13 protein-coding genes are annotated in these 13,107 nt (G+C 41.6%); 7 read left to right on the forward strand and 6 right to left on the reverse strand.

Features of this window, described 5'->3' with window-relative positions; all coding sequences use genetic code 11:
- Positions 1-262: 262 nt before the first annotated feature.
- Positions 263-1,087, reverse strand: a complete 825-nt coding sequence (locus WG989_RS12715) for a ZIP family metal transporter (RefSeq protein ID WP_340429886.1) — start codon at positions 1,085-1,087, stop codon at positions 263-265.
- Positions 1,088-1,089: 2 nt separating this feature from the next.
- Positions 1,090-1,749, reverse strand: a complete 660-nt coding sequence (locus WG989_RS12720; protein ID WP_340429887.1) for a metal-dependent transcriptional regulator — start codon at positions 1,747-1,749, stop codon at positions 1,090-1,092.
- Between the two features lie 306 nt (positions 1,750-2,055).
- On the opposite strand from WG989_RS12720, the gene WG989_RS12725 reads away from it, so the two are divergent.
- The 6 genes from WG989_RS12725 to WG989_RS12750 all read left to right on the forward strand — a co-directional run bounded on the left by WG989_RS12725 (position 2,056) and on the right by WG989_RS12750 (position 7,948).
- Positions 2,056-2,997, forward strand: coding sequence for a hypothetical protein (locus WG989_RS12725; RefSeq protein ID WP_340429888.1), 942 nt, complete (start codon positions 2,056-2,058; stop codon positions 2,995-2,997).
- A gap of 131 nt (positions 2,998-3,128) precedes the next feature.
- Positions 3,129-3,521: a RidA family protein gene (locus WG989_RS12730; RefSeq protein ID WP_340429890.1), complete on the forward strand. Its 393-nt coding sequence runs from the start codon at positions 3,129-3,131 to the stop codon at positions 3,519-3,521.
- 84 nt (positions 3,522-3,605) lie between these two features.
- On the forward strand, positions 3,606-5,264 hold the full coding sequence (glgP, locus tag WG989_RS12735; protein WP_340429892.1) for an alpha-glucan family phosphorylase: 1,659 nt from the start codon (positions 3,606-3,608) through the stop codon (positions 5,262-5,264).
- 402 nt (positions 5,265-5,666) lie between these two features.
- Positions 5,667-6,128 carry an IS200/IS605 family transposase gene (gene tnpA / locus WG989_RS12740; RefSeq protein WP_340429894.1) on the forward strand — a complete coding sequence of 154 codons (462 nt, stop codon included), beginning with the start codon at positions 5,667-5,669 and terminating at the stop codon, positions 6,126-6,128.
- Positions 6,129-6,250: 122 nt separating this feature from the next.
- Positions 6,251-6,685: an acyl-CoA thioesterase gene (locus WG989_RS12745; protein WP_340429896.1), complete on the forward strand. Its 435-nt coding sequence runs from the start codon at positions 6,251-6,253 to the stop codon at positions 6,683-6,685.
- 120 nt (positions 6,686-6,805) lie between these two features.
- Positions 6,806-7,948, forward strand: a complete 1,143-nt coding sequence (locus WG989_RS12750; RefSeq protein ID WP_340429898.1) for a fasciclin domain-containing protein — start codon at positions 6,806-6,808, stop codon at positions 7,946-7,948.
- Between the two features lie 59 nt (positions 7,949-8,007).
- Here the strand turns inward: WG989_RS12750 and WG989_RS12755 are convergent, their stop codons facing one another.
- The 3 genes from WG989_RS12755 to WG989_RS12765 form a co-directional block, all read right to left on the reverse strand.
- Entirely contained in the window at positions 8,008-9,936 is a 1,929-nt protein-coding gene (locus WG989_RS12755) for an ABC-F family ATP-binding cassette domain-containing protein (RefSeq protein ID WP_340429900.1), read from the reverse strand.
- A 168-nt stretch (positions 9,937-10,104) separates the two neighbouring features.
- Positions 10,105-10,659 (reverse strand): fasciclin domain-containing protein, encoded by a 555-nt coding sequence (locus WG989_RS12760; RefSeq protein WP_340429902.1) that lies wholly within the window; start codon positions 10,657-10,659, stop codon positions 10,105-10,107.
- Positions 10,660-10,775: 116 nt separating this feature from the next.
- Positions 10,776-11,519 carry a J domain-containing protein gene (locus WG989_RS12765; RefSeq protein ID WP_340431700.1) on the reverse strand — a complete coding sequence of 248 codons (744 nt, stop codon included), beginning with the start codon at positions 11,517-11,519 and terminating at the stop codon, positions 10,776-10,778.
- On the opposite strand from WG989_RS12765, the gene WG989_RS12770 reads away from it, so the two are divergent.
- Positions 11,489-12,046 (forward strand): hypothetical protein, encoded by a 558-nt coding sequence (locus tag WG989_RS12770; protein WP_340429904.1) that lies wholly within the window; start codon positions 11,489-11,491, stop codon positions 12,044-12,046. The two genes, WG989_RS12765 and WG989_RS12770, sit on opposite strands and share 31 nt — an antisense overlap.
- On the opposite strand, the gene WG989_RS12775 is transcribed toward WG989_RS12770, so the two are convergent.
- Complete coding sequence (locus tag WG989_RS12775) at positions 12,043-13,098, reverse strand: saccharopine dehydrogenase family protein (protein WP_340429905.1); 1,056 nt, start codon at positions 13,096-13,098, stop codon at positions 12,043-12,045. The genes WG989_RS12770 and WG989_RS12775 overlap by 4 nt on opposite strands.
- Between the last annotated feature and the right edge of the window lie 9 nt (positions 13,099-13,107).

Here is a 13,107-nt window from a genome sequence, read left to right on the forward strand (position 1 = left end):
CAGTTTAATTTTTGATGATGACCAACGGTTATTTTCTGTTCAGAGAATGTAGACGGAAGTTGTTTGTTGTAAATTTTGAGTTGGGCCTCGTGTAAGCAAATTGTGAGAAGACCGTTGTTTTTTGTTCGTGTTAATTCGTTTAATCAGTGGCTATATTTCTTCCTCGGTTGTGCGGTCACCTTGCAGGTGAACAGACAACAGCAAGTCTTCTTTCTGTTTCTTTATGACTTTGAGTTTTAGTGACGAAAAACTTACTACTCATTTAGCCAAGCGCCACATCCAAGATCATCATTACTAAAAAACCACCAATAAATGCAAGTGTTGACCGATCGGTGTATTTATCACGTTGTGTTTCGGGGATCACTTCTTCCACCACTACAAAGATCATAGCACCTGCAGCAAATGCTAATGCAAATGGCAACACAGGTTGCATATAAATAACAGCAAGCGCTCCAATTACACCTGCTACCGGTTCAACAATGGCAGATAATTGTCCGTACCAAAAACTCCGGAACCTTGTTACACCTTGTCTGCGCAGCGGCATTGAAACAGCTAAACCTTCGGGAAAGTTTTGCAAGCCAATACCAATGGCTAAGGCAATGGCACCAGTGATTGATGTGTCTTCCATTCCCAATGCCGCTGCACCAAAGAGAACACCTACAGCCAGACCTTCAGGAATATTATGAAGTGTAATGGCAAGTATGAGAAGTGTAGTACGGTGCAGTTTTGTTTTGATACCTTCTGTTTCTGCCAATCCAAAATTGAGATGGAGGTGAGGCGTTACTTTATCCAGAAAAAAGATAAATAAGGCTCCCAGCAAAAAACCAACGGCAGCCGGCATCCAGCTGTAACCTGGATATAATTTCTCTGATATTTCAATAGCGGGGTTGAGCAAACTCCAGAAACTGGCCGCTACCATTACGCCGCCGGTAAATCCGAGCATAGGGTCCAATACGCCTCTGTTCATTGTTTTAAAAAAGAAAACCAACGAAGCTCCTGCGGCTGTTACCAGCCAGGTAAATGTGGTTGCAATAAGGGCGGCCCAAACGGGGTGTATCTCTGTAAAAAACTGTACGATTGCATCCATGATCAAATAGGTTTGACGAATATGTTTTTAGCTAATTGTTCGCTGAGATTAATAAGGGCCTGGTTGCGGATCTTGATCTCCACCGATCCATCAAAGGCATGCCGTTGTTTGATCTCGAGTTTGGTGCCGATACCGATATTTTTTTGACGTAGCAGTTCCAGCAGGCTGCTGCTTTGATCACCAACACCAGTTACAATTGCCTGCTGTGCTTCTGGCAGTTGTTGAAGGGTAACGTTGCTGGTGCTGGTCATACGGCCTTTGCTGTCGGGAATAGGATCACCATGCGGATCAGCTTTCGGATAACCCAGAAAAGCATCCAGTCGTTCGATCAGTTCGGGGCTGCTCACATGTTCCAGTTCTTCGGCAATGTCATGAACGGCATCCCACTCAAATTGTAATTTCTCCACTAAAAAGAACTCCCAAAGCCGGTGTTTGCGAATGATGCTGAGCGCCAGTTTTTTCCCTTCAGGAGTTAACGTAACTCCATAATAAGGTGCGTAGTGAAGAAGTTTTTTTTCACTCAGGCGTTTGAGCATATCGGTAACTGAAGCCGGTTTGGTTTGCAGCTCCGCACTCAATTCATTGGTAGTAACATTATTGTCTGCTTGCTGCAGTCGCCAGATGGCTTTGATATAATTCTCCTCGGCTGTAGAAAAATTCATTGACTATGAAATTAAAATTTAGGCGAAACTAAAATATTTTTCAATACGGAGCCAATTTTATAAAGAATGTTTGATAAACGGAGGGAGAAAGCCGATGTACGAGGTACGAAGTACGATGTACGGGGCCTCCGATGTTTGGAATAGTTTTCCGTGTTGGCAAATCATGGAGATGTCAGAACGTTTACTTGCAGCTTACAAAAACACGCCATTCGTACATCTTACATCGTACCTCGTACATCTGATTAATTCTGGCTTAAATTTTGAAACCAACGCAAAACCACTATTTTTAAGATTCATAACTACCACATGAAGTTATTCCACGTTACCTGTTTGCTGTTGCTGGTATTGCTTGCTTGTAAAAGCAAACAACCCAAAATGATTACGGATGAAGATCTCACAGCTGCAGATTTTATTGCTTTGGCCGACAATTTATCGTATCCCATCATGGTGAACGATACATTGCTGAACCGGAAAGAAAAAGATTCCTTACAGATCAATCTTGAAACCTATAAAACCTTTTTGCCTGACACAGTCTATCAGGAACTCTATCCCAAAACAAAAAATCTCAAACTTTATCTGCTTGGTAAATCGGCCGATGGAGAAAAAGGGAATTATGTATTGGTGAAATCGGTGCTGGGCAAAGAGCGTGGCGCACAATTACTCTACTTCACTAAAAAATCGCAATACTTAGGTTCGTTGAATATTGGTGCCAAGCTGCCCAAGGGGAAACTGCCCCGCTATTGTAAGATCGATAAATCGCACAGCATCAGTTTTGTGCAGGAACGGAAAACACCAACGGGTGAATTATGGACGAATGAAACGATCTATTTCATGAACGATAGTGGCAAGTTCATCATTGCCATGACGAACAGCACCGAAGATCTCAGCGATATCATTATGGGAAATCCCATTGATACCTTAAGCCGCAAACAGAAATACACGGCAGATTATGGAACAGATAAAAAGAACCTGGTTTCGATACGTGACGGCGCAACTGAAAAAACATTTGAATTCTTTGTTCATTTCAGTAAACAGAATGGCGAATGTATTGGTGAATTGAAAGGAACCGGCGAATGGATCGGGAAGGGAAAAGGTATTTTCAGAGATGGTGCCAGCGATTGTGTGATCACATTTGATTTCACCACATCCTCCGTTCGCATAGCAGAACAAAACTGCGGATTGTATCGTGGCATCACCTGTTTCTTTGAAGGCAGTTATCCAAGGAAGAAAGAAGCGAAGAAGAAGTAGGTATTAACCGATAGTTCATAAAATACAAGTGACCACGGTCGATAGACGACAGACCACCAGAGATTGACAGTTGATTTTGCTGATTGCTCGTTGCCCATTGACTATTCAACACTCACCTTATTTAACAACATATGAGTCAAAAACAATTGATCAGTTCCGGTTCTCCTTGGGAAGATGTGGTGGGCTATTCACGTGCCGTGCGGGTAGGAAATATCGTTGAAGTGGCAGGCACCACTGCTGTTGACGGGGATGTATTGATCGGTAAAGGGGATGTTTATCTGCAAACACAATTCATCTTACAAAAAATAGGAAAGGCATTGGAGCAGGCAGGCTCGTCGCTGGAACATGTGGTACGTACACGCATGTTTATCACCGATATTTCTCTGTGGGAAGATGCAGGCAGGGCTCATGGTGAAGTGTTTGGCAACATCAAACCGGCTTCTACGATGGTAGAAGTGTCTGCTTTGATCCAGGAACACCTCTTAATTGAAATAGAAGTTACTGCTATTATACCAACCGTTTGATGTGCATAAACCCGTTTGCCAAAACAGGCTGTTTTAAATTTTTCCCGTTATATTGCGCACCCTAAGCAAACGAACAACTGTATTATGACGTTTAATCATTTCAAGGTTCCATATGCAACCGAAAATGCGTACACAAAAAAGGTCGCTTATTTCTCAATGGAATTCGCAGTTCATCAGCCTCTCAAAATTTATAGTGGCGGATTGGGCTTTCTCGCAGGCTCCCATATGCGGAGTGCGTACGAACTCAAACAGAATTTAATTGGTGTCGGTATTTTATGGAAATATGGGTACTACGATCAGGCACGTAACCAGGATCAGACCCTGCAGGTGCAATGGAACGAAAAGATCTATAATTTTTTAGAAGATACGGGCATTAAATTCCAGATCAATATTCACGAGCATCCGGTATGGGTGAAAGTGTGGTATCTAAATCCGGAAACATTCAAAAGTGCACCGATGTTTTTGTTGAGCACTGATTTGCCGGAGAACGATTATGTATCACAAACCATTTGTCATCGTTTGTACGATGCGAATGTTGCAACCAAAGTAGCTCAGTTTATTTTGCTGGGTGTAGGTGGTGCCAAGTTGATCGATGAATTAGGATTTAAACCGGATGTATATCATTTGAATGAAGCGCATGCTATTTCTGCAGCATTTTATCTCTACAATAAATTCGGTAATGCGGAAGAAGTGAAAAAGCGTTTGGTGTTTACAACACATACACCCGAAGAAGCCGGTAACGAAAAGCATGATATTTATTTGTGTGAGAAGATGAGTTATTTCTGCGGCATCCCTTTGGATGAAGTGCGTAAGCTCACGGGTATTTATGATGATCAGTTCAATCATTCATTGGCAGCGTTGCGTTTTGCACGTCATTCAAATGGTGTGAGTGCATTGCATGGTGAAGTGAGTCGCAAAATGTGGAGTCATTATGAAAACATTGCACCCATCACCCATGTAACCAATGCACAGAACTGGCGTTACTGGGCCGATAAGCAATTGTATTTTTCGATGGATGAAGGCAACGAAGAACGCTTTGATGATCGCAAACAATATTTGAAACGCCGGGCATTTGACCTTGTGGCCGATCAAACAGGAAAATTATTTGATCCCAATGTATTGACGATCGTTTGGGCACGTCGCTTTGCCGGTTACAAACGTGCAGAGTTGATCACCCGAGATCTTGATCGCTTCAATGCGTTGATGAGCAATAAAAAATATCCGGTGCAGATCATTTGGGCAGGTAAACCTTACCCGGTTGATTATCCAGCCATCAGCGATTTCAATCATCTTGTTCATTTAAGTAAGAATTATAAAAATGTTGCAGTGTGTACCGGTTATGAACTGGCACTCAGCAAGCGTTTGAAACAGGCATCCGATGTGTGGTTGAACAATCCACGTGTACCACGTGAAGCAAGTGGTACCAGTGGTATGACGGCAGCCATGAATGGTGCTGTTAACTTCAGTACGTTCGATGGTTGGATCTGTGAGTTTGCCAATCATGGTAACAACAGTTTCATTGTTCCACCAGTTGATTACAGCGCCATGCATGTGCAGGAACAGGATCAATACGATCTGGATCAGATGTATGAAATTCTGGAACGCCAGATCTTACCGTTGTACTACGATAATTTCCCGGTGTGGCGCCAGATCACACAAAATGGTATGCGTGATGTTCGTTTCCAGTTCGACAGTAACCGGATGGCACACGAATATTATGAGATGATGTACAACAAACAGTAAAACATCAATTTTTTTGATACGATCCCCCGGTAATTTTTATCGGGGGATTTTTGTTTTATATATTCCGTACCTACGGCACGGTGACCCTCTGTATTGCGGGAGCTACCGATATTGCGTCCCTACGGGACAAGATGCAGTTGTAAGTTTTGCGGTGTTGTAAAGTAGAAAACGAGCATCATTGTAATATTTTTAAGATAGCGATAAAGTTACCAACCATTATAAAATACCCGAAAAAGTAAAATGCAATTCTGCTACTGATTTAAATTTAATTAGCCCTGTCCCGTAGGGACATAATACCGGTAGAAAATCGTAAGCGTTTTGTTCAGTCCCGTAGGGACGGTACATTGATTTCGGTATTGCAAATGCAATAATTGATTTTTACATTTGAGAAAACAGTAAACCGTGGCAAATACCTACACACAAATTCATTTACAGTTTGTGTTCGCTGTGAAGTACAGATTGTCGTTAATTCAACCTTCGTGGAAAGAGGAATTGTATAAATACATGACGGGTATTGTACAGCATTACGAACACAAATTGTTGATCGTGAATGGCATGCCCGATCATGTGCATTTGTTGATTGGTGTGAGACCTTCACAATCGGTATCAGAATTAATGAAACAGGTTAAAGGTGATTCTTCAAAATGGATCAATGATCGTGGTTTTGTCAACGGAAAATTTCAATGGCAGGAGGGATACGGTGCATTCTCTTATGCAAAGTCTGATCTGCCGAATGTTATCAACTACATTCAACAACAGGAAGAACATCATCGAACCACTACATTCATGCAAGAGTATAAAGAATTACTTGATGCGTTTGAGGTAGTGTACGACGACAAGTATATTTTTCAAGCGCTGATCTAACATGTAATGATATCTGTAATAATTGATAATGAAATCGTTTTTCATTTGCACTCGGCTAACTGCATTTTTTGATCTTCCAAAATCAATGAACTTTTTGCTGGATCATTTCCTACATTCATTGTATGAACGAATACATCAAATCGGTAGAGCTACGTTGGGGCGATCTGGATTCCAATCAACATGTAACCCATTCAAAATATTATGAGTTGGGGGCCCATACCCGTATGAGTTATTTTATGGAACATGGATTTACACTTGATAAAATGACTGCCTTGAACATTGGTCCGATCCTGTTTCGGGAAGAATGTATTTTTCGCCGTGAATTAAATGTCGGCGAAGTAGTGCAAATAAATTTGAAACTCTCAAAAGCCCGTAAAGACGGATCACGCTGGAGCGCTTTGCATGAAATTATAAAAGCAGATGGTACAATTGCTGCTGTCATCAATGCCGACCTTGCCTGGATCGATTTGACCGAACGAAAACTTACAATACCTGCTCTTGCAGCAGCATTGATTGCCGATATGCCCCGTATTGAAGGATTCAACTGGCAGGACTGATCTCCCGTTCACTTTTCTTTTTCTACAATTCACGCCCGGGTTTTGCCGGTTGGCTCCGTTTTCACATCTGTTGATGCAACGGCTTGTTGTATTCTCATTATTCATCATCAAACTTATATTATGAGACGTACACAAGTATTCATGCTTAAGGGCATTAAAGCGGTAATGGCTTTTGCTGTTCTTTCGCTGGTAATGATCGCCTGTCAAAAAGAAAACAGTTTATCGAATGAATTGAACGAAGAACAGTCGTTGCTTCGAAACGCACAAGAGATTCAGGAAAGCACTGCAGCAAACATTCAACGCCAGGGCAACAGCACCGGTTTCACTGCTGCTGATGCAACAATTGGTGGTCGTAAGGCTACGCAAAACATTGCTGAAATTGCAATCGGTAATCCCAACTTCAGTGCATTGGTAGCTGCTGTTGTAAAAACAGGATTGGTTGGTGCAGTAAGTGATGCTTCTGCTTCATTAACTGTATTTGCACCAACAGATGCTGCTTTTGCTCAACTGGCTGCCCCATTTAATACGGCAGAAAATATTGCAGCCATCAACGATGTTACACAAATTGATTTTCTACGCAATGTATTATTGTATCATGTCGTAGGGCAGGAAATATTATCGCCTAAAGTCCCTGTTGGACGTACAGCACTTCCAACGTTAAAGCCGCAAGTAAACGGAAACGATAATACGATCTATGTTTCAAAAGCATTCAACGTCATTAAGGTGAATGGACAAACAGAAGTGATCATGGCAAATGTGGATGCCACCAATGGTGTAATTCATGTGATCAATGATGTGTTGCTTCCACCAACTGCTACAATTGCAGCAGTTGCCACTGCTCCGAATGCTCCCTTTACATCATTAGTTGCTGCATTGGTAAAAACTGATCTGGTAGGTGTGTTTGCAGGCGAAGGTAACTTCACAGTGTTTGCACCAACAGATGATGCATTTGCAAAATTGCCTGCACCATTTAATAATGCTGCAAACATCGGCGCTATTACAGATGCAGCGCAAATCACGGCCCTTTCAAATATTCTCCGTTATCATGTATTGGGTGAGCGTTATTTCGGATGGGATTTTGGTGTGTTGAATAAACAAACCACATTGGCTGATGCACCGAAAAATCAAGTGCGTACAATCATCGGAATGCCGGTTGGTTTTGTGAAAGGAAATGCCAATGCGAAATATTCAAAAGTTGAACCCGGTGATATTCTTTGCACCAATGGTGTAATCCACGTTATTGGTGACGTGTTACTGCCATAAACGTTGTTGTAAGGTTTTGATTTTGGTGAAAAATCCCCGTTGTATAACGGGGATTTTTTTTAATCGTTGTATTCGCTCAGCTCCAGCCAGCGGAATTCTTTTTCATCCAATAAATTGGTTACTTCACCAATGCGGTTGGAAAGTTGTTGTAATTCATCAAACGGAATATTGCCGTTGTTGAGTTTGGCTGTAATCGTTTCTTTTTCAGCAGTGAGTGCTTCAATTTCTTTTTGCAATAATTCAAACTCACGTTTTTCTTTAAAGCTGAAACGTTTTTTTTCTACAGTAGGTCCCTCGACTCCCGACCCATTCGGGACAGCAGCACTTGGTAATTCCTGCACCGTACTTCGATCTGTATTTACTCCCGACTCCCGACTATCGGCTCCCAACTTCTCTTGTTCCTTTTGCCATATACGTAGCTGTGCATAATTGCCTGGGAAATCCCTGATCTCTCCATCACCTTCAAATACAAATAAATGATCCACCAAACGATCCATGAAATAACGATCATGACTTACGATCAATAAACAACCGGGGAAATCGCTTAAGAAATTTTCCAATACAGCAAGTGTTGGAAGATCAAGGTCGTTCGTAGGTTCATCCAGTACCAGAAAGTTGGGATTGCGGAAGAGAATTGATAACAAATGCAATCTTCTTTTTTCACCACCACTTAATTTGGAGATATAAGTGTATTGCTTATCCGGATCAAACAAAAACAATTGCAGGAACTGTGCAGCACTCAACGAACCACCACTTGCCAATGGAAAATTCTCTGCAATATTTTTTACATATTCAATTACACGCAGGTCTTCTTTTATTTCCAAACCTTTCTGCGAATAATTTCCAAAGATGATGGTATCACCAATATTGATCTTTCCACTATCCGGTTGCTGAATGCCTTGTATAATATCAATAAAGGTGGATTTGCCTGCACCATTCTGCCCAACCACACCTACACGTTCACCTTTTTTGAATGTGTAATCAAATCCTTTCAATATTTGTTTCTCACCAAAACTCTTGTACACTTTTTTCATCTCCACCACTTTGCCACCAAGTCTGTTCATCTTCATACTCAGTTGCACCTGTTGATCTTCAATGCGGAGTTTTGCTTTGGCTTCTACTTCGTAAAAATTATCCTGTCGTGATTTGCTTTTTGTTGTTCGTGCTTTTGGTTGCTTGCGCATCCATTCCAATTCTTTGCGATACGTATTTTTTGCTTTGTCGATACTTGCCAGTTCGCTTTCAATACGTGCCGCTTTCTTTTCCAGATAATTCTGATAGTCGCCTTTGTATTCAGTTAAATTACTTCCATCGAGTTCCCATATTTCATTACACACCGTATCCAGGAAGTAACGATCATGCGTTACAAGTAAGAGTGTGATTTTTTCTTTACTGAGATAATGCTCTAACCATTCCACCATTTCAACATCGAGGTGGTTGGTGGGTTCATCCATGATCAGTAAAATATGTTTATGATCAAATCCAATGTCGATCAATGTTCGGGCAAGTGCCACCCGTTTGCGTTGACCACCGGATAATGTGCCAACGGCCTGTTGCAGTTGATGGATGTTGAGCTTGCCAAGGATCTGTTTCACTTTTGTATCAAAATCCCATGCACCCAGTTCATCCATTTTGATGATGGCCGCATTCAACTTCTCCATGTCGTGATCTTCACTAATGGCTTCGTATTCTTTGATGGCGTTGATAACTGGATGATTGTGTTGAAAGATATTATCCAAAATGGTTTTGCTTTCATCAAAATGTGGTTCCTGTTCAAACAATGCAATGTCAACATCTTTATTGATCCAGCATTTACCATCATCGGCAGTTTCTTTGCCAGCCAATATTTTTAACAGGGTCGATTTGCCTGAACCATTCCTGGCCACCAGTGCAATTTTATCGCCTTCTTCAATGTGAAATGAAATATTCGAAAATAGGGGCGTAATGCCATAACTCTTCGTCAAACCTTCAGCAGAAACATAATGCATGGCGCAAAGATAATCTTAACGGGAGAATGGGAAGTGGAAAGTGGGGAGTGGGAAGTATGAGGTACGAAGCACGAAATAGAAAGTTTGAAGAAAGAGGCAAATTTCAGTAATAAACAACAATTGCTCCCCATTTGGGAAGCAATTGCTGAAGAATGAAAAAGGATACGATTATTTTTTAGGCATAACCACTGCATCCAACACATGCACAACACCGTTACCAGCTACGAGATCAGCAGCAGTTACGTTTGCACCATCAATCATCACTTTACCGTCTTTGATCGACACAGTTAATTCTGCACCGTTTACAGTTTTTAACTTCTGACCATCTGTAAGATCAGCAGCTTTCAACGAACCAGCTACTACGTGGTAGGTTAAAATACCGGTAAGATCAGCTTTGCTTTCCGGCTTCAACAATGTTTCTACAGTTCCTGCAGGTAAAGCAGCAAATGCAGCATTTGTTGGTGCAAATACAGTGAAAGGACCAGCACCGCTTAATGTTTCTACTAAACCTGCAGTTGTTACAGCAGTTACTAATGTAGAATGATCAGCAGAACCTACAGCAATGTCAACTACAGTTGCAGGAGCAGCCGGTGCAGGAGGAGCAGCAGCTTCAGTTGCAGCACTGTCAGTTGTTGTTTCTGCAGTTGATTCGCCACCACCGCATGAAGTCATTACTACTGCAATCGCTGCAGTTGTCATTAAAGAGAAAAATGTCTTCTTCATAAAAATGTTTGTTTCGCAATAGAACATGCATTTCAAACAATGGTTCAACCATTCATCATAATAATTTTTTATGTGAAGGCAACGGTGGAGTTAGGTGGTTGATCGTTCAACAAAACTTATTTACCCATAAAATATATGAGTAAACAAAGTAAAATAGTTAAGAGGAAAATGAACAATCCATTAAATCTGCTCCAATTCTCAGCTTTTTGTTTCTGTTGGAGCACTTGATCAATTTGTTGCAGGAGCGATGGTTGCTGCTTTGCCAATTTGCGTAGTTGCTTACAAACCTCGTAGGTGTCGTTGTAGGGAAATGGCCTGGTGCTGTTTAACAATGCTTGTATGATCGAACGATGCACTTCCGTTTCTTTTTGTGCGATCAATTGTTCAATTACATCATCGTTGATGAGTTCGTTAATGCGTGCTGCCATGCCTGCATAATTCATACGGTAGGCATCCATGGCCGCCACCTGTTTGTTCAGCTCCAGACTTTTTTTGAGAATCCCCGGTGCAGTGATCAGTTCCTCACCAATTTTTTGTCCACCGGCTTTTTTTAACCAGCGTTCCTGCAGGTACAATTCTTTTCTGCCGGGATTCATTAATACTTCATACGCTTCTTTGATCTCGTTAAATCGTGATATGGCATACGGATCATCGTTGTTTTTATCGGGGTGATAGATCATCACCAGCTTGCGGTAAGCCTGTTTGATTTCCGGAACCGTAGCGGTAGGAGGTACTTCCAGTATGGCGTAATAATCTTTCAGAGCCGCAAAACTAAGCTGCCAGACGAAAAGAAATACAGCATGTGTAAAATTGTTATTTTTAACGCCGAATGAAGCATTGCTGTCTGTTCCTGTTATTATTTATTCCGGCCTGTCTTTTTTCCGGCGATTCAACGGCTGTTGTTGTTGCAAAGCAAAAAAAGCTAAAAGGATACCGTAACCTGTTTTACAAACTGGTTGCATTGCATCCTCGTTTGAATTCTCCACTCGAAAGAGAATTGCTGCAACACTACCTGTTAGGCACTGGCGAAACCTATACCGTTTCTGAAACAGATTTTCAGCGTTTGCAAAAAGCTGTCCCTTTATACATCAATAATACTGAATGTAAACCTGCAGATGCAAATCAACAGGGCTATTGTGTGAAGTATGTGGATCTGCACGATGATGATTATTTTGGATGGGGTGTAGGTAACCTCACTGTTATTTATAAAGCAAATGAAAACGATTTTGTTTCGTTTGTTGATTTCTACGACTTTGATAAAAAGAAAAAAGGAAAACGGAAATGGAAGAATGAATTTATTACCCGTGTATTTCGTTTGCTGGCTCCGGCTTCTGCACGTTCATTTTTGGTGACGTATAATGCAGATGCTTATTATGTACAACCTTAGCTGATGCGTTTGCTCTTGGGAATTTCAAGTATCAGATCTTTACCGTAACAGGAAGCAGGTGTTTGATACCCTGTTTTCAAGTCGCCTTTCATTATTTTTTGTGTGATGAGTAAACAGCCCCATGCTGTTACGCTGTATCCATCTGCACATTCGAGTACACTTGTTTTTGTTTCGCCTTTTGCATTCCACACTTTACCCCACACGGTTGTTTTTGCAGTTGCCCGTTGTTCATCGGTTGGTCCGGCTGGCCGGCTGTTGATCTTTTGCTGGATCCAGCTACGCACAAATTGTTTACGCAGTATCCAGTTGAACAGAAATTGAAATTTTAGGAAACGATACACCGTAGGTTTCATGCCGGTGTACACTTCAATATTTTCAATACCAGTTGTATGATAGGCTGTTGAAATATCACCCCACGGAATGGTCATCGTAAACAATTTCTTTCCATTGATATCAACTGATAAACTTTTATGACCAAGCGGTTTGCTTACCAGCTTTCCATTTTCTCTGGCAGTACCACCTTCGCCTAGCCGGCTGGCCATGGTGGTAGCAGTACCATGACTGATCTGTCCACCTTTTGGAAGAAACGCTAACTGCAGATGCGTGGCATCCGGCAGTTGTTCTTTCAAATGCAATGCGGTACAATCCGTCGGAATAACATCAAACCCTGCACCGGGCATCAGCATCACATTGGCCTGCCTTGCTGCAGCACCATATTTTTTGATGCGTTCAAAAACAGAAATATCGCCATTGATGTCGATGTAATGTGTGTTAGTAGCAATACATGCTTCCACCATTTGTTTGCAGGTGTTGGCAAATGGTCCTGCCGCATGAATTACTAATTGTACATCTTGTAGTTGTTGTTGCAATTGATTTACATCATCCAATGAAAAAATACGATAAGGTAATTGTAGCCGTTCCGCTACTGAACGGATCAGCGTTTCATTTCGTCCGGCAAGCACAGGTGTTATGCCGTATTCTTTTGCATAACGTGCAATCAATTCGCCGGTATATCCATTGGCGCCATAAAGCAGCACTTGAATTTTATGCATTGATGTGAA

It is taken from the genome of Lacibacter sp. H407, from assembly GCF_037892605.1.
Taxonomy (GTDB): domain Bacteria; phylum Bacteroidota; class Bacteroidia; order Chitinophagales; family Chitinophagaceae; genus Lacibacter.